The organism is Streptomyces sp. SYSU D01066-1 (genome assembly GCF_054956795.1).
In genome coordinates this window covers 40,102-63,625 of sequence record NZ_JBUDHV010000020.1, presented here as the reverse complement: position 1 = coordinate 63,625, position 23,524 = coordinate 40,102, and the positions used below count along the sequence as shown (strand labels likewise).

Annotated in this window: 17 protein-coding genes and 1 pseudogene; 3 read left to right on the top strand and 15 right to left on the bottom strand. The window is 75.8% G+C overall.

Annotation, left to right across the window (positions count from 1 at the left end; translation table 11 throughout):
* Positions 1-2: 2 nt before the first annotated feature.
* Together ACY1JF_RS19520 and ACY1JF_RS19515 are read right to left on the bottom strand one after the other, a co-directional pair.
* Positions 3-314 carry a DUF3040 domain-containing protein gene (locus ACY1JF_RS19520; RefSeq protein WP_462706433.1) on the bottom strand — a complete coding sequence of 104 codons (312 nt, stop codon included), beginning with the start codon at positions 312-314 and terminating at the stop codon, positions 3-5.
* A 605-nt stretch (positions 315-919) separates the two neighbouring features.
* Positions 920-1,660, bottom strand: a pseudogene (locus ACY1JF_RS19515) (polysaccharide pyruvyl transferase family protein); the annotation flags it as partial.
* A gap of 652 nt (positions 1,661-2,312) precedes the next feature.
* Between ACY1JF_RS19515 and ACY1JF_RS19510 the strand changes: the two are divergent.
* Positions 2,313-3,983, top strand: coding sequence for an AMP-binding protein (locus ACY1JF_RS19510; protein WP_462706432.1), 1,671 nt, complete (start codon positions 2,313-2,315; stop codon positions 3,981-3,983).
* A gap of 602 nt (positions 3,984-4,585) precedes the next feature.
* Here the strand turns inward: ACY1JF_RS19510 and ACY1JF_RS19505 are convergent.
* The 4 genes from ACY1JF_RS19505 to ACY1JF_RS19490 all read right to left on the bottom strand — a co-directional run bounded on the left by ACY1JF_RS19505 (position 4,586) and on the right by ACY1JF_RS19490 (position 7,919).
* Positions 4,586-4,903 carry an SCO0607 family lipoprotein gene (locus tag ACY1JF_RS19505; RefSeq protein ID WP_462706431.1) on the bottom strand — a complete coding sequence of 106 codons (318 nt, stop codon included), beginning with the start codon at positions 4,901-4,903 and terminating at the stop codon, positions 4,586-4,588.
* 138 nt (positions 4,904-5,041) lie between these two features.
* Positions 5,042-5,662 carry a hypothetical protein gene (locus tag ACY1JF_RS19500; protein ID WP_462706430.1) on the bottom strand — a complete coding sequence of 207 codons (621 nt, stop codon included), beginning with the start codon at positions 5,660-5,662 and terminating at the stop codon, positions 5,042-5,044.
* A gap of 689 nt (positions 5,663-6,351) precedes the next feature.
* Positions 6,352-6,855 (bottom strand): TIGR04222 domain-containing membrane protein, encoded by a 504-nt coding sequence (locus ACY1JF_RS19495; RefSeq protein ID WP_462706429.1) that lies wholly within the window; start codon positions 6,853-6,855, stop codon positions 6,352-6,354.
* Between the two features lie 422 nt (positions 6,856-7,277).
* Positions 7,278-7,919, bottom strand: coding sequence for a hypothetical protein (locus ACY1JF_RS19490; RefSeq protein WP_462706428.1), 642 nt, complete (start codon positions 7,917-7,919; stop codon positions 7,278-7,280).
* Positions 7,920-8,466: 547 nt separating this feature from the next.
* Here ACY1JF_RS19490 and ACY1JF_RS19485 point away from each other — a divergent pair.
* The gene (locus ACY1JF_RS19485; RefSeq protein WP_462706427.1) at positions 8,467-9,063 is read left to right on the top strand and encodes a LuxR C-terminal-related transcriptional regulator; all 597 of its coding nucleotides are present in this window, start codon (positions 8,467-8,469) and stop codon (positions 9,061-9,063) included.
* Between the two features lie 132 nt (positions 9,064-9,195).
* Here the strand turns inward: ACY1JF_RS19485 and ACY1JF_RS19480 are convergent, their stop codons facing one another.
* The 6 genes from ACY1JF_RS19480 to ACY1JF_RS19455 form a co-directional block, all read right to left on the bottom strand.
* Positions 9,196-10,980 carry an ATP-binding cassette domain-containing protein gene (locus tag ACY1JF_RS19480; protein WP_462706477.1) on the bottom strand — a complete coding sequence of 595 codons (1,785 nt, stop codon included), beginning with the start codon at positions 10,978-10,980 and terminating at the stop codon, positions 9,196-9,198.
* A gap of 674 nt (positions 10,981-11,654) precedes the next feature.
* The gene (locus tag ACY1JF_RS19475; RefSeq protein ID WP_462706426.1) at positions 11,655-13,442 is read right to left on the bottom strand and encodes an ABC transporter ATP-binding protein; all 1,788 of its coding nucleotides are present in this window, start codon (positions 13,440-13,442) and stop codon (positions 11,655-11,657) included.
* A 206-nt stretch (positions 13,443-13,648) separates the two neighbouring features.
* On the bottom strand, positions 13,649-13,777 hold the full coding sequence (ramS, locus tag ACY1JF_RS19470; RefSeq protein ID WP_215167632.1) for a mycelium formation morphogenetic lantipeptide SapB: 129 nt from the start codon (positions 13,775-13,777) through the stop codon (positions 13,649-13,651).
* On the bottom strand, positions 13,774-16,431 hold the full coding sequence (gene lanKC, locus ACY1JF_RS19465) for a class III lanthionine synthetase LanKC (RefSeq protein WP_462706425.1): 2,658 nt from the start codon (positions 16,429-16,431) through the stop codon (positions 13,774-13,776). The genes ramS and lanKC overlap by 4 nt, the downstream gene beginning before the upstream one ends.
* Positions 16,432-16,564: 133 nt before the next feature.
* Complete coding sequence (locus ACY1JF_RS19460) at positions 16,565-17,170, bottom strand: histidine phosphatase family protein (RefSeq protein WP_462706424.1); 606 nt, start codon at positions 17,168-17,170, stop codon at positions 16,565-16,567.
* 75 nt (positions 17,171-17,245) lie between these two features.
* A complete protein-coding gene (locus tag ACY1JF_RS19455; RefSeq protein WP_462706423.1) occupies positions 17,246-18,454 on the bottom strand; it encodes a pyridoxal phosphate-dependent aminotransferase in 1,209 nt (402 codons plus the stop codon).
* 87 nt (positions 18,455-18,541) lie between these two features.
* Between ACY1JF_RS19455 and ACY1JF_RS19450 the strand changes: the two genes are divergently transcribed.
* Positions 18,542-19,204: a winged helix-turn-helix transcriptional regulator gene (locus tag ACY1JF_RS19450; RefSeq protein WP_462706422.1), complete on the top strand. Its 663-nt coding sequence runs from the start codon at positions 18,542-18,544 to the stop codon at positions 19,202-19,204.
* 441 nt (positions 19,205-19,645) lie between these two features.
* Here the strand turns inward: ACY1JF_RS19450 and ACY1JF_RS19445 are convergent, their stop codons facing one another.
* From ACY1JF_RS19445 to ACY1JF_RS19435, 3 genes are read right to left on the bottom strand one after another with little or no spacing between them, the layout of a single operon-like run.
* Positions 19,646-20,473 (bottom strand): hypothetical protein, encoded by an 828-nt coding sequence (locus ACY1JF_RS19445; RefSeq protein ID WP_462706421.1) that lies wholly within the window; start codon positions 20,471-20,473, stop codon positions 19,646-19,648.
* Positions 20,473-21,756 carry a VWA domain-containing protein gene (locus tag ACY1JF_RS19440; protein ID WP_462706420.1) on the bottom strand — a complete coding sequence of 428 codons (1,284 nt, stop codon included), beginning with the start codon at positions 21,754-21,756 and terminating at the stop codon, positions 20,473-20,475. The genes ACY1JF_RS19445 and ACY1JF_RS19440 overlap by 1 nt, the downstream gene beginning before the upstream one ends.
* A 56-nt stretch (positions 21,757-21,812) precedes the next feature.
* On the bottom strand, positions 21,813-23,420 hold the full coding sequence (locus ACY1JF_RS19435) for an IucA/IucC family protein (protein WP_462706419.1): 1,608 nt from the start codon (positions 23,418-23,420) through the stop codon (positions 21,813-21,815).
* Positions 23,421-23,524 lie beyond the last annotated feature (104 nt).

Below are 23,524 nucleotides of genomic sequence, written 5' to 3'. Positions count from 1 at the left end.
GGTCAGGAGCTTTCCGTCCAGCGGCACAACAGCCGGAACACCGCGCACAGCGTGAACGGCCACACGGCGGCGAACGCCCAGATCACCCCGGGTTCGGAGGTGATGATGCCGGTCACCATCAGGACGACGGAGACGGCGAGCAGCAGCGGGACCGTCAGGGCGCGCGGCCGGCCGACCGGCCGTCGCGCCGGGCCGGACCGACGGCTCGGGCGGAAGGTGCGCAGCCGCCGCTCCAGCCGGCGGTCGCGACGCAGCGCCCGTTCGATCTCGTCGAGGACGCGCTGCTCGTGCTCGGAGAGGCGGCCGGGGTTCACGGTGTCTCCTCCGGGGCCGGGGCCGGGGCCGGGGACGGGCCGACGGCTCGCCGAGTGCCCCCGTCGGCCCCCGTCCAACGGATTCCGAGCGCCTCGGCCAGCCCGTCGGCGGCGTCCGCCACGGCGCCGGCCCGGAACGCCGTACCAATCCGCCGGGCCGTCTCCCGCCCGTCGTCGCTCAGGCACCAAGCCCACCACCGCTCCAGCTCCCTGGTTCCCGGCTTCTCGGTTCCTGACTTTTTGGGTCCCAGCTTTCCGGTCCCCGGCTTCGCGGGGCCTGGCTTCGCGGGTTCCAGCTTTCCGGGCCCCAGTTCCTCAGTTCCCGGCTTCGCGGGTTCCAGCTCTCCGGGCTCCGGCTTCGCGGGTTCCAGCTCCCCGGGCTCCGGCTCTCCGGGTCCCAGCTCTCCGGGCTCCGGCTTCGCGGGTTCCAGCTCCCCGGGCTCCGGCTCTCCGGGTCCCAGCTTTCCAGTCCCCGGCTTCTCGGGTTCCGGCTTCTCGGGTTCCGGCTTCTCGGGTTCCGGCTTCTCGGTCCCCAGCTTTCCTGGCCCCAGTTCCCCGGTCCCCGGCTCTCCGGTCCCCAGCTTCGCGGGCCCCGGTTCTGCGGGTTCCAGCTTCTCGGCCGCGACCAGTGCGGGCCAACCGCAGGCGCGGGCCTGTGCGGTGACCTTCGCGCCGCCCGCGACCGGGTCCACCGCGAGCGCCGGCACCCCGGCCCGCAGCGCCAGCACCAGTCCGTGCAGCCGGTCGGTGACGACCAGGTCCAGCCGGGCGAGGACCGCCTCCAGTTGGGCCGGGGTCGCGCACAGCCGCCAGTCCTGGGTGTCGAGCCGGGTCTCCAGTTCCAGCCGCGCGCACTCCTTGCCGCCCAGCCATCCCGTCACCGCCTCGGCGACCTCGGCGTGCCGCCGCCGGCCGCCGTACTCGCGCTGCCCGTGCGTGAGGATCACCCCGACGACCGGCGGGGCGGCCACAGCGGGAGCGCGGGCGGCGAGGTCCGTGGTCGGCCCGGTGCCGGGCGCGTCGCGGGCCAGGATCCGGTGGAAGCCGGTGACGGCCGCGGAGCCGGGATCCACCACCGAGACACCGACGGCGATCCGCACGCAGTGCGCGAACCGCCGGTGCACCTCCTCGACCCGCGGCCCGTGCGCGGGCCCGCACACGAAGACCAGATGCGTGTACGCGGCCGGATCGACGTCCTCGAAATGCGTACCGTCCGCCCGGAACCCGGGGCTCCACACGACGTCGTACGCCGCCCCCGCCTCCCGCAGCACCGCCTCCACCCGCTCCAGCGCCAGCACGTCACCGGCGGTCGCCTCCCCGTGCAGGAAGCTGAACCACCCGGTCACCAGGATTCTGCGGGGTCCGTGCACAGTGCCCCCGGGTGCCCGGCCGGCCGGGAGCCACGCGCCCCGGCCGGGGAAGCACCGGGCCGACGGAAACGCGAACACATGGCGGAAGAGTGCCACCTCCCCGCTCACATGAGCGAGTAGATGACGGCGGAGGCGGAAGTGCTCACCGTTTCCGTCACGGCAGGGAACCGCGCGCGATACGGGTGACCGCGGACGGAACCCGTCCGCCACCGGCGCTGCCGTGCGCGGTAGCGACGCCCAGGCGTCCGCGGTACCCGCTCCCGTCCTCGGCCCCGTGCGCTCGGCCGCGCCGCCCGCGTCCGCCGACTCCCGTCGGCCCCTGCCGCGCCGCTCCCCGGTGACCGCCGAAGCCGCCGTCACCCGCCTCGTCGGCCTCCGGGCGCGGCCGGCACGTCCACCCGCACGTGGTGGGAGGCCGGACGCGGTGGGAGGCCGGACGCGGTGAGAGGAGGGGACGGCCGCGGCGGAGCGGACGCACGCGACGGTGCGCCCCGGACACCCCTGCGGCATCCGCTCCGGCACGCTACGGGGTGGGTGTCCACCCTGTTCGGGACTGGTGCGACCAGGGCGGACGACCCGAAGATGGCAGCGAGCCGCCCGGAGATGATCCGGCACCGAGGAGGACACGATGACGACGGCGACGGAGAGCTTCCGCGAGGCCCGCGACTTCCTGCTGGAACACCGCGAGGACTACGCGACCGCCCACGCGGGCTTCGCGTGGCCCCGCCCCGAACACTTCAACTGGGCCCTGGACTGGTTCGACGTCATCGCGGACGGCAACGACCGTACGGCGCTGCACATCGTGGAGGAGGACGGGACCGAAACCCGGCGGTCGTTCGCCGAGATGTCCGCCCGTTCCGACCGGGCCGCGAACTGGCTGAGGCGGCGGGGAGTCGCGCCGGGCGACCGCGTCCTGGTCATGCTGGGCAACCAGGTCGAGCTGTGGGAGACGGCCCTGGCCGCGATGAAACTCCGCGCGGTCGTCATCCCGGCCACCCCCCTGCTCGGCCCCGCCGATCTGCGGGACCGGGTGGAGCGCGGCCGGGTGGCCCATGTGATCGCCCGCGCCGAGGACACCGCCAAGTTCGCCGACGTGCCCGGCGGTTACACGCGCGTCGCGGTCGGCGGAGCACCGGACGGCTGGCAGCCGTACGAGGACGTGGACACCGCCCCGGAGGCGTTCGTCCCCGACGGGCCGACCCGCGCCGACGACCCCCTGATGCTCTACTTCACCTCGGGCACGACCGCCCGCCCCAAGCTGGTCGAGCACACCCACGTCTCCTACCCCGTCGGGCACCTGGCGACGATGTACTGGATCGGCCTGAAGCCCGGGGACGTGCACCTGAACATCTCCTCGCCCGGCTGGGCCAAGCACGCCTGGTCCAACCTGTTCGCCCCGTGGAACGCCGAGGCGACGGTCTTCCTCCACAACTACACCCGCTTCGACGCGGCCCGTCTGATGGCCGAGATGGACCGCGCCGGCGTCACCACCTTCTGCGCCCCGCCCACCGTCTGGCGCATGCTGGTCCAGGCCGATCTGACCCGCCTGGCCACCCCGCCCCGGGAGGCCGTGGCGGCCGGCGAGCCCCTCAACCCCGAGGTGATCGAACAGGTCCGCCGCGCCTGGGGCGTGACCGTCCGCGACGGCTTCGGCCAGACCGAGACGGCCGTACAGATCTCCAACAGCCCGGGCCAACTGCTCAAGACCGGCTCGATGGGCCGTCCCAGCCCCGGCTACCGCGTCGAACTCCTCGACCCGGTCACCGGGGAACCGGGCGCGACGGAGGGCGAGATCGCCCTCGACCTCTCCACCCGTCCCGTCGGCCTGATGGCCGGCTACCACGGCGACCCGGACCGTACGGCCGAGGCGATGGCGGACGGCTACTACCGCACCGGTGACATCGGCTCCCGCGACGCCGACGGATACCTCACCTACGTGGGCAGGTCCGACGACGTCTTCAAGGCCAGCGACTACAAGATCAGCCCCTTCGAGCTGGAGAGCGCGCTGCTGGAACACGAGGCGGTCGCGGAGGCCGCCGTCGTCCCCGCCCCCGACGAACTCCGCCTCGCCGTGCCGAAGGCGTACGTCGTCCTGGCGGCCGGCTGGCAGCCCGGCCCCGACACCGCGAAGGTCCTCTTCGAACACTCCCGCCGGACCCTGGCCCCCTACAAGCGCCTGCGCCGCCTGGAGTTCGCCGACCTCCCCAAGACCGTCTCCGGCAAGATCCGCCGGATCGAACTCCGCGAGGCCACGGCCGCGGGCTCGAAGGCGGAGTACCGGGAGGAGGACTTCCGGTAGCGGCGAAGTCCCGCTGACACGAGGTCACCACCGAAGGGAGCGGGCCGGCCCGCGCCTGCCGCGCGGTGCCGCGCCCCGCATCTGCCCGGACCCGGACCCGGGCGTGGCACCGCGCCGGAGTTCCCGCACGGTCCGTTCACGTCCGCTCGCGGCGCCGGTCGGAGGGCGGCCGGCGCAGGGAGCGGACGCCTGGCGGGCAGTGCGCGGGCGGTGCTGGCCGAGGCCGTCGGAGCGTACGGCGTCGGCGGGCGGTCGCTCGTCCTTCCCGGCCCCGGCGACCCGTCCGGCACCGCGCCGGAGTTCCCGCACGGTCCGTTCACGTCCGCTCGCGGCGCCGGTCGGAGGGCGGCCGGCGCAGGGAGCGGACGCCCGGTGGGCAGCGCGTGGGCGGTGCTGGCCGAGGCCGTCGGAGCGTACGGCGTCGGCGGGCGGTCGCTCGTCCTTCCCGGCCCCGGCGACCCGTCCGGCACCACGGCGGAAGGCGCGGACCCGCCGCCGTACGGCGGTGACCCCGGGGGCGTCGCGGATCTCGCGAGCGGGCCGCGCAGGCCCGCCCGCGCGCCCAGGCGGGATCCGGTGGCCGCCCGCCGGCGCGAACCGGGTCAGTCCGCGTCGGGGGCGTCGATCACCCTGCCGTTCCCGTCCAGCGTGTGGGTGCGCCAGTACACATCCCACTTGTCGTCGACCTGCCGCGGCACCTTGCCCTCCGGGTAGCGCGCGTAACCCGCCGGCGGCTCCTCGTCGTCCGGCACACAGGCGGAGCCGGTGCCGCCCACGGAGAGAACGGGGTACTCGCCACCGCCGCAGACGTCCTCCTGGTACCCGAGGCCGGCACATCCGGTGAGGGCCACGACCGCGGCGCCGCCCGCGAGGGCGGCGAGGAGCAGGCGGAACCGTCCGGTTCGCGAGGGGGTGGTCATGAGGGGCGGGCGCATCGTCTTCTCCAGTCGCTCGGTCTGCCCCCACTCTCGCCGCCGCGGGCCCCCGCGCCCTGAGTACGCGTACTCAACCCGGCCCGCGCGGGCACCCAGACGGTCCTCGGCTCCCGCCCCGTCACCTCATCCGGCGCCGTCGGCGGCCGTCGCGGCCAGGGCCGCCGCCGGGGCGTTGGCCGGGCGGGGGCCGGTGCCGGGGCCGAGGACGAACAGCGCGACGTGCAGCAGGTCGGCGCGGGCCCGGACGTCGGCGGGGTACGCGGCCAGCGAGAAGTGCAGGGCACGCCGGGCCGAGCGGGACACGGCCGTCAGCCACAGGCACTCCACGTCCCGCGCGGTGGCGGGGGAGCCCGTCGGGTCGACCTGGACGAGGACGCCGCCTCCGGCGAGCCCGACGCCGGCCGTGAGCCCGCGCCGGGCGCGGTGCAGGTCGTGGTGGCCGAGCGTGCGCAGGTACCGCACGACGGCCGTGACCGAGTCGAAGGGGGCGTGCACCGGCAGGCTCAGCACCGTGCCGCAGGGACAGCCCAGTTCCGGCCGGGGCCACTGCCCCTCGTCACCGCAGGCGGCGCAGCGCACCCCGATCCACTCCTCCTCCCAGGCGCGGTGGCGGACCTCCGCCACCGCTCCGTCGGGGTCCAGCGCGGGGGCGACCGGCACTCCGCAGGCGCACGGATACGCGGGTGCCGTGTAGCGGTGCGCGCGTCGGCAGACCGGGCAGCGCACCGTGAGGCTCTCGGTCATGCCCCTCATCGTCCTCCCTCCGCGCTCCCCGGCCACCCGCTTACCCGACTTCCGGCATGCGAGGGACGGATTCCGTCATACGGAGGCGTGGACGTTGTCCGGAGCGGACGCGATTCGGCGCGGACGCGACGGGCGTGGTTCCGATCAGGTCCCGGCCGGCGGGAGCACTCGATGACCCGTACGACCGTTGTCCGCACGGCGGTCGGGAGCCTGGAGCGCGAGGACGTCACCGCCGCGTCCGGTGTGCCGGGAGCGGCGATCGACCCCTTCCGCGCGGTGCTCGAGGCAGCCGCGCGGAGCACCGGGTGCCGGTCGTCGTGGAGGCGGTCCCGGAGCGGGTCACCGACCCTTCCGTGCCGGCGGCGAACGGCATCACGGCCGTACGGAGTCCGAGGAGACGGCCACCGGGCCCGGCCACGCCCCGGCCGCCGTCGGGCCGCTGAGGCCCTGAGCCCCCGCGGACCCGGCGGAGGGCGGTCCGCTCCCGGGCGGGCCGCCTCCTCGCCGGGCTCAGTCGCCGCCGCCTCCGCCTCCGCCCCCACCGCAGCCGAAGCCCCCGCCGCCGTGACCGCCGTCGTGACCGGAGCCGGCACCGGACCCGTCCTCGTCATCGTCGGCCCGCCACCGCAGGAACCGGTCCGTGCGGCCGAACGGGAAGCGGCCCGCGTCCGCGTGGGCGCCCCGTCCGGTCAGCCGGGCGCGCTCGGTGAAGCGCGGCAGCAGCGCCGTGAGCGCCGGGTCCCGTACAGGGCGACGGCGAGCGCCATCTCGTCGTACGTGAACCCTTCGGGACCGGCGGGCAGCGGGAAGGCCGCGCGCAACTTCCTCAGGCGCCTGCGGCCGGCACGGGTCGGACGGCCGGTCAGCGGTCCCAGCAGCCCGGCCGCCACGAGCTCCCTCCGTGCCCGGGACACCGCCGCGCACACCACCGAGCGCGCCCGCAACTCCTCCAGCCCGGCCGGGCGGTGGAGCCCGCCGCGCACCGCGCGCTCCAGGTCGTTGCGGTGCGGCGGGTGCCGCGCCGCGTCCGGGACCAGCGTCCGGCGCAGGGTTCCCGGCCGTCCGGCGGCCACCGCGCCGCGCAGGTGCAGGGCCACCACGGCGACCGTGACGGCGGCGCGTGCTCCGCCGCGCATCAGCGCGACGTGGTACGGCTCCAGCCGGATGCCCGTGGCGCGGTCGGCGCTTCTCATGCGATCACCCCCGTTACGGGGGGACGTGCCCGCCGGCGGGGGTGGTCCAAGCGCGCCGGCGCCGGTTTCGGAGGAGGACTTGAGGATGCCGTACCGCGCGTACGGCCGAGGGTGTACGCGCGGTACGGCGGGCAGGACCAAGACCGCGGGCCCGGTCCGCGCGTACGGCCCCGGCCGCCCCGCCGGACACAGCCCGGCCGGCGCGCCGATGAGCAGGGTCGCCGCGGCGCCGCTCGGCTGCTGTCGGCGGCCCAAGGCGGTGACCGCCCGGCGTGCTCCGCGCAGCCGAGGTGCCCGGCCCGGTCGAGGCGGCCCGGCGGATCCGTCTCGTACCCGCGGACGGTCACCGGAACGGGGAACGGCCGGCCCGCGGCCGCCGCCCTTCCTCGTGGACGGTCCGACCGGGCGGTCGTGACCACCCGTCACACCCGGCGTGGCGACGCCAGCAGGTAGCGGACCCTGGTCCGTGGCTCGGTGTGCGCGCCGGCCTGCCAGCCGGCCCGCTCCAGGGTGTCCGCCGCCGCCCGCAGCGCCCCGGTGTCCGGCGCGTACACGGCGACCGCCTCGGGCTGCGGAGTGGCCCGCACCCGGTAGCCGTCGGCCTCCGCGTCCGCCGGCCGGTGCCCGGCCGCCTCCAGGGCGAGAGCGGCGGCCCGCACCAGATGCGTCCGTTCCCAGCCGCAGGGCCGGTCCGTGGCGCCGTCCGGGTTGGTCATCCGGCGCAGCTCCAGCAGCCCCTGCCAGGCACCGCGCACCTCCCGGAGCCGCTCCGGCCCGGCGGGCCCCTCCTCCTCACCGCCGACCCGCGCGGCGAAGACACCGTCGGAGGCGGCGGGCGCCGTCTCGGCGGCGTGCGGCGCGGCGCCGCCGGCCTCCTGGGCGGACTCCCGTGCCCGATGGCCGGCCGGGGTCAGGAAGTGGGCGTGCGGCGGGCGCGGGTGCCGGAAGGCGAGCCCCTGCCGCACCAGCGCCGCGAGCTGCGCCGGCGTCCCCTCCAGCCGCCCCGTGACGGGATCGGCGGCGTCGATGACCCGCCGCTGCGCGGCGGTCGGCGGTCGGACCACGGCGTACACCTCCCTTCGGCGGGCCGCGCGGCCCGCCGGCGTCTTTGGGTCCCGGCCGCTCGCACCCTCGTCCTCGGTCGAAGAGTAGTTCGGCCGACGGCCCGGGGCTGAAGCGCATCGGCCGGGCGGGCGGCCCGGCCGACGGATTCCGGACAGATGGGACGGCGACGCTTTCCGGCCGTTCCCGAACGGGCCCCGGTCCGCTGCTCCCGGCGTCCGGTCCGGCGGGTTCCGGCGGGTTCCGGCGGGCCCGTGGTCGTGCGCCGGTCCCTGGCCAGGGAGCCGGGGCATCGGCGGCGGGCGGGCGTCCGCCCGGGCACCCGCCGGTTCCGCCCTCGGACCGGTGGGCGTACTGGCCGGATCGCGCCCGCGTGAGCGTCACCGTTTCGCCTCCCCGGGAGCGCGGAGGCGGCAAAATGACTCCGATGCACCCTTCACGCCCTCCGGTGCTGTGTTCCGCCGGGAGAAATCAGGGCACATGGCCGGTGGCGTGGGAGGGGCGCGGGTCGGCGTCCTGCCGGACAGCCGCTGACGAGGGGTGGGGGAGATGGTTCGGGTTCTCGTGGTGCACGACGAGGAGCTGCTGCGGTCGGCGCTGGTGCAGCTGCTCAGATCCGACGGCGCCCTGGAGGTCTCGTCCACGTCCCCCCGCGTCGGCATGCCGGATCATGACGCGTTGCCGACGGACGTGTGTGTCGTGGACGGCGAGTGTCTGCAGGAAATACAGGAGATATGTGACGCGCGGTCCCGGGAGTGGTGCGGGGAGCGGTCCGTCGTCCTGACGACGCCCAGTCGGCCGGGTGTGCTGCGCAGGGCGTTCGACGCCGGCGCGCTCGGGCTGGTCGACAAGAACGCCCCGCCGCAGCGGCTGATCACGGCGGTGCACGCGGTGGCCAAGGGGGAACGTTTCCTCGACGGGACGCTCACCGTGGCCCTGCTCGAAGGCGCGGAGATGCCCCTGACCAACCGCGAGCTGAGCGTGCTGTCCCTGGCGGCCCAGGGGGCGCCGATGGCCGAGATAGCGGCCTGTCTGCATCTGTCCCGGGGGACCATCCGCAACTACATGGCCACGGCGATCCGGAAAGTGGGCGCCCGCAACCGGGTCGACGCGATCCGCATACTGCAGAGCGCCGGCTGGACGTGAGCGCCGGCTGGACGCGGGTGTCGGCTGGACGTGCGCGCCGGCTGGACGCGCCTGTCGGCAGGGCGTGACGCGTCGGCAGGGCGTGACGCGTCGGCAGGGCGTGACGGGCAGGCCGGGCGCGACGCTCCGCCGTCAGGTCTCCCCGTGCGGCCCCGCGTTCCAGTGGCCCGTCAGGTCGCGGTAGAGGGGCGAGCGGGCCAGCACGTCCTCGTGGCTGCCGCACACCGCCCGCACGCCGTCCAGGACCAGCACCCGGTCGGCCCGGACGGCGGACGACAGCCGGTGCGCCACGACCAGCAGCGTCCCGGGCCGCCGCGCGAGCGCCTCCTCCGCGCGCGCCTCGGCCGCCGGATCGAGGTGGCTGGTGGCCTCGTCGAGCAGCAGCAGGGGCGCGGGTGACAGGTACGCGCGCGCCAGCGCGACCAGCTGCTTCTCCCCGGCCGACAGCCCGGTAGGACACACCGGGCCGTCGAGCCCGCCGAGGCGCTCCACCAGTGACCGCAGGCCGAGCGCCCGTACGGCCGCGTCGAGCTCCGCGCGGCTCGCGTCCGGACGCAGATAGGCGAGGTTGTCGCCCACGCTGCCGGAGAAGACGTACGCCTCCTGGGGGACCAGGGCGCGCAGGGCGGCCAGTTCGGCGGCGGGACGGCCGGTCACCGTCCGCCCGGCCACCCGTACCTCGCCGTGGCCCGGCGCGAGCGTCCCCGCGATCAGACGGACGAGCGTCGACTTGCCGATGCCGCTCGGTCCGACCACGGCGAGGTGTTCGCCCGGGGCGACGCGCAGGTCCAGGGAGTCGAGGACCGGCTCGGCGCGGACGCCGTAGGACAGGGTGACGGAACGCAGCTCCACCGCCGCGGCCGGCCGGCCGGTCACGGGAGGCCGCGCCCCCGGGGCGGACGGCCGCACGGAAGCGTCGGTGAGGTGCCCGGACGGGCTGACCGTGCCGGGCGGGGAGACGGCCGCGGGCCGCGGTCCGGGGCCGGTGATGCGGTCCAGGACGACCAGCAGACGCGCGCCGGCCGTGCCCAGCGCGGTCATCAGTGTGTGCAGGGCGGGCAGCAGGGACTGGACGAGATAGGTGAACGCGCCCAGCAGCGCGCCCGCCGTCACCCCCCGGCCGCGCAGCCACGGCACGGTGACGAGCAGCGCCAGCACGGGCAGGTGGCCCGCGACCCCCAGCGCCGCCGTGCGCACCGCCGCCCAGCCGGCCAGGGTGCGGGCCGCCGAGGCGGCGTCGGCCACCGGGCGGGCGCCGTGCCGCTCCGTCCCGGGGCCGGTTCCGCAGGCCGTGAGGTCACGCAACGCCGTCCGCACCCGCGCCGCGTGGTCGCCCAGCGCCTCGTCGGCGGCCAGGGCACGCCGCTGCGCCGCCGCCATGGGCCGCAGCGTGGCCAGGAACAGGGCCAGTCCGCCCAGCATGGGGGGGAGCACCACCACGAGCAGGGCCGGGTGCAGGGACAGCAGGCCGAGCAGCGCCCCGGCGGCGGTGAAGACGAACGAGCGCAGGGTGAGGACCAGACCGGCGAAGCTGTCCCGGGCGATCTCGACCTGGTTGGTCAGCCGGGAGACGGCCGCCCGGTCCGTCCCGCCCGTCCCGTCCAGCGCGTGGGCCAGGGACCGGTCGACGGCCCGCCGGACCAACCCGTCGCGCAGCGGCTCGGTCAGCCCCGCCAGCCCGGCGAACACGCCCCGTGCCACCGGCGCGCCGGACACCACGGCGACCAGGGCGACGGTGAGCCACAGCAGCCCCCTGCGGGTGTCTCCGGTGAGGAACCCCTGATCGACGGAGCGGGCGACCCCGTACCCCACCAGGAACGCCTGGCCCGCCTCCGCCAGCGACCACAGCGCGAGCCGTGCCAGCACCCCCTTGCGACGGGCGAGGAAGCGACGCGCCGAGGGAACCGTCCGGCGCAACGCCCCGGCCCCGTCACCCGCGAGAGGCGTCCCGCCATTCCGAGAGGGAAGTCCGTCGGTCTTGCCGGTCCTGCCGGTCCTGCCGGTCTTGCCGGTCCCGTCGGTCCTGCCGGTCCTGCCGGTCCTGCCGGTCCCGTTGGTCCTGCCGGTCCCGACGGTCCAGTCGGTCCTGCCGGTCCTGCCGGTCCCGTTGGTCCCGACGGTCCTGCCGGTCCCCTGGGAGGGGTTGCCGCTGTGCGCGACGACTCCGGTGCCGTCCCCGGCGAGCGGTTCGTCGTCCGCGTGAGGCTCACGGGCGCCTCCGACGGGGGCGTCGCCGCCTCTGCCGGGGGCGTTGCCGTGTCCGGTGGGAGTTCCGCTGCCGCCGGTGGGTGCGGTGTGGTCCCCGGTGGGGGATTGGTTGTCGCCGGAGGATGCGCCGTGATCCCCAGTGAGGGCTCCGCCGTCGCCGGTGGGTGCGTTGTGGTCTTCGCCGGGGGCTCCGCTGTCACCGGTGAGTGCGCCGCTGTCCCCGGTGAGGGCTCCGCTGTCCCCGGTGAGGGCTCCGCTGTCGCCGGTGGGGAAGCGGTCGTCCCCAGTGAGGGCTCCGCTGTCGCCGGCGGGTACGCTGCCGTCCCCGCCCCCAGGCTCCTGCTGCCCGGCGCGTGCGCCGTCGCGTCCGCTGGTCGTGCTGGTCACGGTCGTGCCTTCCGGGAGGCGGGACGCCGGTCCCGTGCGGCGTCCCGGGTCGTCGTGGCCACGGTTCCGGCGACGCCGAAGACGGCCCGGTACGCGGCCGTGTGCCACAGCTCGCGGTGCGCCGCGACGGCCCGCACCCGTCCGTCCTCCAGCCAGATCACCAGATCCGCCCGGGCGGCGACCGACGGCCGGTGCGCGACGACCAGCCGGGTGCCCCGCCGCGGGGAGTGGCGCAACGCCCGGTCCACCTCGTGCTCCGTGGCGGTGTCCAGACTGGACGTCGCGTCGTCCATGATCAGCAGCCGCCCCGCGTGCGCGAACGCCCGTGCCAGCCCCAGACGCTGGCGCTCACCCCCGGACAGGGGCGCCACCGGCAACGGCGTGCCGGCACCGCGCGGCAGCCTGCGTACGAAGCCGTCGGCGCCCGCGGCGCGCAGGGCCGTCCGCACCTGCTCGCCGGAGACCCGCCGCGGCCCCGCGGCGACCGCCTCGGCGACCGTGCCCTCGCCCAGCACCGGACGCTCGAAGGCGAAGGCGACCTCGGCGCGCAACGCCTCGCGGCTCAGCCGCTCCAGGGGGACACCGTCCAGCAGCACCTGTCCCTCGTCGGGGTCGGTGAGCCGCCCCGCCACGGCCACCAGCACCGACTTGCCCGCCCCGCCGCGGCCGACCACCGCGACGCCGGCGCCGCCCGGTATCCGCAGGTCGTCGACGCGCAGCACCTCCCGGCCGTCGCGTACCACCCGCACACCGCGCAGTTCGAGGGCGCCCGGCCCGTCCGCCGGAAGGCCCCGCGTGCCGTAGGCCAGCGCGGGCAGCCGCTCCAGCGCCAGGGTCCGGGCCCGCGCCGCCCGGCCCCGTACCACCGCGCCCAGCAGCGACGCGGCCCCGCCGACGCCGGCCGCCAGCTGCGCGTACCGGCAGGCGGCGAGCAGGCCGCCCACGCTCAGTGCGCCCGCCGCCAGACGCAGCCCGCCCACCGCGGTGGCGGCCAGCACCAGCGACGGCACCAGGACGCCGCTCCTGCCCAGTGCCCGTCCGTGCAGGGCCCACATCCGCCGCCCCAGGGCAGCGAGTTCCGGCAGCGGGGCCAGCACCCGCTCGCGTTCGCGTGCCGCGGTGCCCGCGGCGGCGATCGTCGCCGCGCCGTCCAGTGCCTCCAGCAGCCGGGTGGCGATCTGCGACTGGACGCGCTGGTAGGCGGCCACCGACGCGCCCGTGTCCCGGGCGAACGTCCGCAGCACCAGCGCCAGCGCGGGCAGCCCGGCCAGCACGCACCCCGCCACCCATACGTCGACGAGGGCCAGCGCCGCGAACGCTCCGGCCGGGGTGATCAGCGAGGCCGCCAGCGCGGCGCGGGCGGCCGGGGCCGCTCCCGCGTCGGCGGCGTTGAGGGTCAGGCGGGTCCCGACGTCCCCCGGGGAGAACTCGCGCGCCCGGTCGGGCGCGCAGCGCAGCAGTCCGGCGAGGGCACGGGAGCGGACGGCGGCCGTCCACCCGGCGGTGCAGCGGCCGGTGGACAGCGCGGTGAGGCTGTCGAACAGCACCTCGCCGACCAGCAGGCCGGCACTGAGCAGCAGCCAGCGTCCCGTGTCACCGCCGCGCAGCAGCAGGTCGAGGGTGCGGCCCAGGACGAAGGGCTGGGCCACCCCGGTCACCGCCGCCCCGACCGAGCACAGCAGCACCAGCAGCTCGGGCACGCGTGTCGGCCGCGCGCCGTCGGCCGCGGCCCCCGCCGAGGGCGCCCGTCGTGCCCGCCGTGCCCGGGGCCCGGTCGTCACCATCGAGGAACTCCCTTCCGCCCGGCGCCCGACCCGCCGTACCGGTGGCGCGGACGCGAACCCGGCGCCCTGGGCGTGGACCCGGCGCCCCGGAGGCGAACCCGACGTCCCGGAGACGACCCCGGGGCCCCGGACGCGAACCCGGCGCCCCGGACGCGAACCCGGCGCCCCGGGTGTGGACCCGGGGCGCCGGTACCGAGTGGCCTCGGTCAGTTACAGGTCGTGACGCTGAGGCTGCTGTCGCCACACAGCAGCAGGCTCGCGCGGCTGCCGGTCTCGACGTCGCCCATGGCCTCGTCCTTCGGGGTCTCCAGCGACTGCAGTTCGAACAGGTTCATGACATGTTCCTCTCGTACGGCAACGGGTTCCGTTGTTTCATCACGACCCCGGATGAGGCCGAGTCGGAGGGCCGCAGCGCGGGGCGCGGCGGCGGGAGGAACGGCAGCCCGGCGGGCGGGTCGCCGTGCACGGCGGCGACGGCCAGCAGGCAGCCGGCCGTTCCCGTGGACAGGTCCATGGACAGCCGCATCATCTGCTCGCCGGGGAAGGCGAGGTGGCCGCGGTAGGACATGGCGTGCCAGGACAGCGCGTCGAGCTGGCGCCGGACGGCCTCGGGGCCCGTGCCGGGTACCGGGGCCGTGGTGCGGGCCAGGTACAGCACCATCCCGGCCACGCCCCGGTACAGGCCCGGCTGGGCGTAGAACATGGCCTGCGCCGCGGCCACGATCTCCGCTCTGGCCCGCGCGAACTCCTCGTCGTCGCGGTGCGCCAGGTAGTCGTCGAGCACCATGCCGATGCCCACGCTGCCCGCGCCCAGGTAGGGCATGGTGCGCCACCCCTCGTCGACCTGGAGCGCGCCGCCCGCGCCCCGGACGCAGCGGGCCAGGTCCCGGCGCAGGGCGTCCCGCGCGAGATCGAGCAGCGCGGTGTCCCCGGTGCGTTCGTACAGCCGCAGGAAGAGCAGGGCGCCGCCCGTCGCGCCGTGCAGCAGCCCCGCGCGCGGGGGAGCGGAGGAGCCCGCGCCCCCGGCCGGCGCGTGACGCGCCGTCAGGTCGGCGCAGCGCAGGGCGGCCGACCGCAGCGCGGTGTCACCGGTCGTGGCGGCCAGCGAGTCCAGGGCCAGGCCGAGCCCGGCGGTGCCGCTGTGCAGGTCCGGGGACAGGTGGTCGAAGGACTGGTCGAGGAGGAGCCCGGCGAGGTCCAGGGCGCGGTCGCGGTGGCCGAGGTGCTCCAGCGTCCAGGCGATCCCGGCGAGTCCGTCGTGGAAGCCGAGCGGCGTGCCCGAGGGCAGCTGCCCGGTGCGGTCCAGCAGCCACTGCTCCTCGTCCTCGCGGCGCTCCGCGCCGCTCACGGCCAGGGCGTACAGCACCCCGGCCGCGCCGTGGCCGAAGGCCAGCCCGCCGCCCGCCGTCGCGAACTGGGCGATGTCGCCCGGGAAGAGACGGTCCGTACGGGAGGGGGTCGCCGACGCGTGGATCGCCGCGGCCATCGACTCCCGGCTGCGCGGCCAGTCGCCCGGCTCGACGGGGACCACCGGCCCGCCCGGGCCCCGTGCCGGGGAGGAGCCCGCGGCTCCCTGTGTTATCTCCTCGACCGCCGCGTCCAGGAAGGCCCGGTCCACCGGGAACTGCTTCGCCACCAGGTCGGCGAGGTGCGCCGCCTTGTACCGGTCCAGGGCGAACAGGCTGGTGAGGGGCAGGAAGAGGGCCAGCCGCAGACAGGCCAGCGCGTACCGGTCCACCGCCACGCCCCGCCGGTCGGCGGGTGCCACGAAGGCCGGGTTGGCGACGGTCTGCCGACCGGGTTCCCCGACGTGGTGCGCGGCCTCGAAGTCCAGCAGGGCGACGCTGCCGTCGTCCCGGATCATGATGTTGAACAGGTGCAGGTCGTTGAAGACCACGCCCCGCGCGTGGACGTCCGCGACGGCGCGCTCCACCCGGGCGTGGACGTCGAGGGCCCAGTCGGTGTACTCGGCCAGCCGCCGCTCGTCCGGGTCGGCCTCGATCAGCGGATGGCGGCGTGCGAAGAACGTGTTGAGCGGTTTGCCGTCGAGGTACTCCAGCACCAGGAAGTGGTGGTCCCCGACCGTCAGGTGATCGAGCACCTCGGGGGTGCAGCCGAGCCCCGACAGCCGTTCCAGCGCCCGCCGTTCGCGGTGCAGCCGGGCCACGGCGTCGGCGCCGTCGGCGGCCAGTCCGGCGTGCGGCCGGGCCTCCTTGAGCACCACCCGCTCGCCGGTACGGGTGTCCCGGCCGAGGTAGACCCCACCGCCGTTGGAGAAGTGCAGCGCCGACTCGACGGTGTAGGGCAGGCCGGCCACGGTCACCGCGGAGCGGGCCTCCAGGTGCGGGCGCAGGAAGGCGGGCACGGTCACCCACTCCGGCACCCGGAAGACGGGTCCGCGCAGGTCGGGCACGAGCTTCCCGTCGGGGCCGGCCACGGCCGGCCGCAGCTCGCCGTCGGCGTCGTAGCAGTTGCGGCGGGTGAAGCCGCCGTAGCGGACGTGCACGGGGCCCTCGCCGAGCCGCAGGTCACTGAGGATGTGCGGGCCGGGCTCGCCGGCCAGCAGCTTTGACAGCTCACCCGCGAGCCGCTCGAACCGCGCCTCGTCGGCCGGGTACACGGTGATGAACTTGCCGCTGCCGGCCCGGTCCGCGTACTTGGCGTTGCGCTGGTGCAGCAGGTAGCGGCTGGGCACGAACTTGAAGGCCGTGCCCCCCGCGAAGCAGTGCCGTGCCACCCGCTCCAGCACGGACTCGGCGTTGTCGAGGCAGGCGGAGACGTGGATCTTCCAGCCCTGGTCGGGCAGGTCGGCGTCGACCGGGCGCAGCGCCAGCCAGTCCCCGCTCTCGCTCCGCTGCCATCCCGCCGGGACGGGCGCCGAGGCCAGGGCGTACCGGGACCGGGCGCCGCCCGGCCGGGCGACGGCGCGGTGCGGAGCGTCGTAGAAACACGGGTCCGCGTCGCAGTACACGGCGTAGCCCTTGTTCATGCCCGCTCCCTCCCACCGGCCGCTGACTGCAACGACGGTGCCACAGGGCGCACAGGGCCGAACAGTTGCCGCTGTCACCACTCCGATGTGCGGAACGCACGGGTAACCTCCCCGGCGTCCCCGGACGGCGGGTCTAGGACGGGGGTCCGGGCCGGACGTTCCAGGCGGCGATCACCGGCCGCCCGTGCTCGGTGCCCAGCCGGCACAGCGTCCCCGTCGCCAGTTGGAACAGGGCGCCGTGGGAGGCCGGCAGACCCAGGCGCCGTGCGGTGAGCACCCGCAGGAAGTGCCCGTGCGCCACCAGCACCACACACCCCTCGGTGTCCGCCAGCGCGGCGTCCACCTTCCCCAGCACCCGGTCGGCCCGCGCCCCGACCTGCTCCGGCGTCTCCCCGGGGTGGTCCGGCGGCCCGGGCGCGACGCCGTCCGTGAACAGGAACCAGTTTGGCCGGTCCCGCTGTATCTCCGGCGTCGTGATCCCCTCGTAGCCGCCGTAGTCCCACTCGTGCAGGTCGGGGTCGATCCGCACGCCGTGCAGTCCGATCAGCTCGGCCGTCTCCCGGGCCCGCTGGAACGGGCTCACGAAGGCGGCCCCGATGCGGTGCGACCGGATCAGCGGCACCAGGCTCCGCGCCTGCTCCCGGCCGTGCTCGGTCAGCGGCACGTCCGTCAGTCCGGTGTGCCGCCCCGACCGCGACCACTCGGTCTCGCCGTGCCGTACGAGGAAAAGATCACCCATGCCACCAGCCTACGACCGGTCCGGGGTTGGTCCGCCGCGGGTCCGGGGCCGGCCTCCTGCCGGTCCGGGGCCGGCCTACTGCCGGTACCCGTCCAGGAACCGCCCGATCCGTCCGATCGCCGCCTCCAGGTCCTCCGCGTGCGGCAGGGTCAGGATGCGGAAGTGGTCGGGGGCCGGCCAGTTGAAACCGGTGCCCTGGACGACCTGGATCTTCTCCCGCAGCAGCAGGTCGAGGACGAACTTCTCGTCGTCGTGGATGCGGTGCACCCCGGGGTCGATGCGCGGGAAGGCGTACAGCGCCCCCTTGGGCTTCACGCACGACACGCCCGGGATCTCGTTGAGCTTCTGCCACGCCACGTCCCGCTGCTCGCGCAGCCGCCCGCCCGGCGCGGTCAGCTCGTGGATGGACTGCCGGCCGCCGAGGGCGGCCTGGATGGCGTACTGGGCGGGCGCGTTGGCGCACAGCCGCATGGAGGCCAGCATCGTCAGGCCCTCCAGGTAGTCGCGCGCGTGCTGCTTCGGGCCCGTCACGACCAGCCAGCCGGAGCGGAACCCCGCCACCCGGTACGTCTTCGACAGCCCGCAGAAGGTGAGCACCACCAGGTCGGGGGCGAGGGCCGCCGTCGAGTGGTGGACCTCGCCGTCGTACAGGATGCGGTCGTAGACCTCGTCGGCGAGGACCATCAGGCCGTGCCGGCGGGCGAGGTCGAGGATGCCCTCCAGGACCTCCTTGGGATAGACCGCGCCGGTGGGGTTGTTGGGGTTGATGACGACGACCGCCTTGGTGCGGTCGGTGATCTTCGACTCCATGTCGGCGAGGTCCGGGTACCAGTCGGCCTGCTCGTCGCACAGGTAGTGGACCGCCCTGCCGCCCGCGAGGGTGGTCACCGCCGTCCACAGGGGGAAGTCGGGGGCGGGGATCAGGACCTCGTCGCCGTCCTCCACCAGCGCCTGCACGGCCATCGACACCAGCTCGGAGACGCCGTTGCCCAGCCACACGTCGTCCACCCCGACCTCCAGGCCGAGGGTCTGGTAGCGCTGGGCGACGGCCCGGCGGGCGGAGAGGACGCCGCGCGAGTCGGTGTAGCCGTGCGCCCGCGGCAGCATCCGGATCATGTCCTGGAGGATCTCCTCCGGCGCCTCGAAGCCGAACAGCGCCGGGTTGCCGGTGTTCAGGCGCAGCACGCTGTGGCCCGCCTCCTCCAGCGCGTCGGCGTGCTCTATCACCGGGCCGCGGATCTCGTAGCAGACCTCGCTGAGCTTGTTCGACTGCCGGAACTCCATGCGCCGCTTCCCCTCCGGTATCTGGTGTTGCTTGGTTTTACCAAGTTCACGCTTGGAAAGTCCAACACCTTGTCTACACTGCGTCGCATGTCACCTCGTCGCCGAAGCTACGACCAGTACTGCTCCGCCGCCCGCGCCCTCGACGTCGTCGGCGACCGCTGGACCCTGCTGATCGTCCGGGAACTGCTGGCCGGACCGCGCCGCTACACCGACCTGCACGCGGACCTGCCGGGCGTGAGCACGGACGTACTCGCCTCCCGGCTGAAGGACATGGAGCGCGACGGACTGGCCACCCGCCGCCGGCTGCCCCCGCCCGCGGCGGCCTACGTCTACGAACTCACCGGGCGCGGCCGTGAGTTGCTGCCCGTGCTCCAGGCGCTGGGCAGTTGGGGCGCGGGCGAGATGGACGAACGGCGGCCCACGGACGCCCTGCGCGCCCACTGGTTCGCGCTGCCGCTGCTGAGCGCCCTGGACGGCGAGGGCGTCGGCGAGGGCGTCGTCGAGGTCCGGCTGGAGGAAGGCGACTTCCACGACGGCGTCTTCCACCTCTACGCCGGCGCCACGGACGGCCCGGCCTACGGGGAGGGCCCCGCCCCCCGCGAACCCGACGCCCGCCTGGTCCTGGACGCCGGCACCTGCGCCGCCGTCGGCCGCGGCGAGACGAGCCTGCCCGACGCGGTACGGGCCGGGCGCGTCGAGGTGACGGGGGAGGGCGTACTGGCGAAGGCGCTGCGGGAGGCCGCGGCGTAGGGACGTCCGCCGGGTGGGCGGGGTGCCTGTACGGAGGAGGGTCCGCCGGGTGGGCGGGGTGCCTGTACGGGGAGGGTCCGCCGGGTGGGCGGGGTGCCTGTACGGGGAGGGTCCGCCGGGCCGACGGGGTGCTCGTACGCGGGAAGGCCCGCTGGGGCGGCGGGAGGCCGCGGCGTAGGGACGTCCGCCGGGCGGGCGGGGTGCCTGTACGGGAGGGTCCGCCGGGTGGGTGGGGTGCCCGTACGGGGGAGGGTCCGCCGGGTGGGCGGGGTGCTCGTACGGGGGAAGGCCCGCCGGGGCGGCGGGAGGCCGCGGCGTAGGGACGTCCGCCGGGTGGGCAGGGTGCCCGTACGGGGGAGGGTCTGCCGGGTGGGCGGGGTGCTCGTACGCGGGAAGGCCCGCCGGGCGGGCGGGCCTTCCTGGAAGGAGCGGTCGCCGGTGTCAGGCGCCCGGCGGGACCCCCCGGGGCCGGCCCGAGCCGCGGGTCAGGGCGTAGCCGCCGATGCCCGCCAGCGCGGCCAGCACCGCGCCCACGCCCGTCCACACCCACCGGTCGGACCACCAGCCGGAGGACCAGCCGTCCTCGGGCTCGATCGCGGACAGCACGGCGGAGCCGCCGGACCCGTCCGCCTCGTCCGCTTCATCCTCCTCGTCCGCCTCGTCCTGCGCGGACGTCACCGCGATCCCCGGCACCAGCGGTTCGGCCAGCGAGCCGTCCACCGCCGCCGCGCCGCCCATGTCCTTCGAGTCGGCCCGCACCGCCACGCCGACCGGCAGACCGAGGTCGGAGGTCGGCAGGTTCAGGGCCGTCACCCGGACGTAGTACGTACCCGGCAGCGGGTCGTTCGCCCACGGCTCGGACCAGGCCCGGACCGTGCGCAGTACGCAGGCCAGTTCGAGGGTGGAGGTGCCCGCCGCCGCGGTGCGCGTCTGGGCGCCGTACTGGCAGGCCTGCCGGCGGCGCAGCCCGTCGTAGACGTCGACCTGCCAGGTCTGGGACGCGTGCGTGTCGGGCAGCTGCACGGTCGCCTTCACCGTGGGGCGCTGCCCGGCGTCCGCCGGGAACGACCAGTACAGGTAGTCGCCCGCGGAGCCGCTCGCACTCGCCCGCTGCCCCTGGTCGATCTCCGTCGCCGTCCGGAACGACGTCCCCGCCCGCGTGGGCGCGTCGTCCTCGGCGGAAGGGCTCGGTGAGGAGTCCGCCGCCGCGGGTCCCGCGGCCAGTCCGAGCGCCAGCAGCGCCGCGCCCACCAGTCCTGTGATCCGCATCAGTTGGTCCTCCACACGGCGATGCGCCAGCGCGACACCCAGCCCCACACCAGTCCGGCGAGGAAGCCCACCACGACCAGCGCGCCCAGCAGCCACCAGCCGCGGCCGAGCCCGAAGGAGGCCACGTCGGACGCCTGGTCCGGGCCGTCCACGACGTCGACGGTCAGCTCCAGCGGCAGACCCGGGGTGGTCTTCACCCCCGAGGCCGCCGAGAAGGAGTGGGCCACTTCGAGGCACACGGTCTCGGTGGCGTCCCCTTTCTCGTCCTCGTCCTCGTCCCCGTCGGCCTCGGCCTTCGGGTACCGCAGCCCCGTCGAGATCACGTCCGTACGCCCGTCGCCCGCGGCCTCACCGCGCACGATCTCCCGGCCGTGCGCGGTGACCGCCCGCAGCAGCACGCCGTAGGAGGGGTTCACGTCGCGGTCGGCCGACACGCTCACCGAGGCCCGCAGCTCCTGGCCCGGCTCCACGTCCACGCGGTACCAGCGCCGCTGCCCGAACTCCTCGCGGTCGGTGTACAGGCCGGACTTCAGCGTCGGCGCCGCCGCGCAGCGCTCCGCGCCCTCGGTGGCGACCGGCGTCACCACCGGGTCGGCCGCCTGGTCCACCAACTGGTTGACCTTGTCGGTGAGTTCCTCGGTGTGCTGCACCGACGTGTACGTCCCGCCGGTCGCCTCCGCGATGCAGCTGAGCTGCTGGCGCATCGTGGAGTTGGGGACCAGGCCGAGCGTGTCGATGGTCAGCCCGATGCCCTTGGCGGCTATCTCACGGGCCACCTCGCACGGGTCGAGCGGCGCGCAGGTGTCCTCGCCGTCGCTGATCAGCACGATCCGCTTGGAACCGGTGCCGTCCCCGAAGTCGTCGGCCGCCGCCAGCAGGGCGGGACCGATCGGCGTCCAGCCGGTCGGCGCCAGCGTCGCCACCGCCGTCTTGGCCTCCGTGCGGTCCAGCGGGCCGACCGGATAGAGCCGGGCGGTGTCCTCGCAGCCCGTCTTCCGGTCGTCGCCCGGATAGTCCGCGCCGAGGGTCCGGATGCCGAGGCGCACTTCCTCGGGGGTCGCGTCGAGCACCTCGTTGAACGCCTGCTTCGCCGCGGCCATCCGGCTCCCGCCGTCGATGTCCTTGGTCCGCATGGAGCCGCTGACGTCGAGCACGAGGTCGACCTGGGGGGCGTCCTCGCCGGTGGGTTCGCCGGCGGACGCCGGGGCCGGGAGGGCGAGCCCGGCCGTCAGCGCGGCGAGCAGGGCGCAGACGCCCGCCGCCAGCCGTTTACTTGTGATCATCGGCGGATCCTATTGACCCGGGGTGCCGTGGGCCAAAACGGGCGGGTGCGGCGGGTTCACATCCGCAGCGGATTGGGCAGCGCGGCCCACTGGTCGCCGGGCCGCCGCGGCGACAGCCGCATCAGCGTCAGCGCCTTCGCGGGCAGCGGCTCCTCGCACAGCGCCGCGAGGTCCGGGGTGCGCGGCAGCTCCCGTACGGCCGTCTCCAGGGCCTCCCGCAGCGCCGGCCCGGAACCCGCCGTACCGGCCAGCGCGCCCGCCACCAGGGACCCGAACAGCTTGCGCCGCAGCACCGTGACGTCGTCCGTGACCATGCGGGCGGGCAGGTCCGGCATCCGGACGCCGTGCCGGGCGAGCCGGGCCGGGCTGACCCGGAGGTCGGCCAGATCCCGGTAGACCAGCCGGAGCGGTTCGCCCGCCGGGGAGAGCACCACCAGCAGGTTCTGGCCGTGCGCCTCCAGGGCCACGCCCAGCTCCAGGGCGCGCAGCCCCACCCGCAGCGCGAGCCGGGCGAGCCGTCCCGTCCAGCCGGGCGTCCGGGGCAGCGAGGTGGTCGCCAGCGCCGCCACCGGGACGACCCGCTCACCGGGCGCCCCGTACACGTCCGGCGACTCGCGCAGCACGGCGGCGAGGTCGGGGGAGTACGCGGTGGCCGCGCCCAGCGTCCGGGTGATGTGCAGCAGCCCCTCGCAGCGCGCGGCCAGCAGCTCGCCGAACGCCGACAGGGGCGCCGACGCGGCGATCGAGGCGACGGAGATGTCCCGTACCGAGGAGGTCAGCCGGGCGCTCAGCGCGGTCTTGACGTGCGGTCCGGGCGACGTGCCGCCGGACAGGGCGAGGGTGCGCAGCGACATCAGCGGGTGCGCGTCGAGCCGGGAACCGCCCCCACCCGGCCCCCGCACCGCCCCTTCGCCCAGCTCCCGCCCCGCCCCTTCGCCCGGCCCCCGCGCGACCCCCGCGTCCAGCCCCCGTGACGCCCCCTCGCCCAGTCCCTTCAGCACATGCGCCGCCTGCCACGGGTGCACCGGCAGCAGCAGCCGCCCCCCGTCCCGCATCCAGGCCGGCCAGTCGCCCGACACCAGGCACTCCTCGGCCGGCACCGGCACCTGCCCCAGCGACACCACCGGCCCGTGCTCGGGCGCGTAGGCGAGCTGCTCGGCCACCGAGAAACCCGGCCGGGACCGGCAGCCGGGGTGGAAGGGGTGCCCGTCGACCACCCGCTGCTCCCACTCCCAGCCGCTCTCCGGCCACGCGGCACCCACCTCCCGCCCCGCCCGGGACAGCGCCAACGACGCGGTACTGTGCCCCAGTTCGGCGGCGAACCCCTCGGAGCCGGGTACGGCGAGACCGGTCATCAGCCGCGCCGGGTCGGCGTACTCGGACTCGTCGCACCGTACGGCGGTGACGTAGGCGTCGGTGCGGTACGGGTCGGCGTCCGGGCCGTACAGCCGGCGGCCGTCCCGCAGGCGCAGGACGAGCCCCCCGGCGACGGGCTCACGGCGGACGACCCACGGCAGCGGGTCATGGGCCAGCGCGCGCCACAGCCGGGACAGCACGGCCGCGCGGGCGCCCGGCAGATAGGCCGTGAACCGGGGGAGGAGACCGGGACGGACGGCGGCCAGTTCCTCGGCGACCTCGGCCTCGGCGGTGGGGGGACGGTGCACGTTCGGGCTCCTCGGGTGCGGACTCGGGCAGGACTCGGGCAGGACTCGGGCAGGACTCGGTCGTGTACGGGGCGTCACGGGGGAGTGACGGGGGCAGACATACT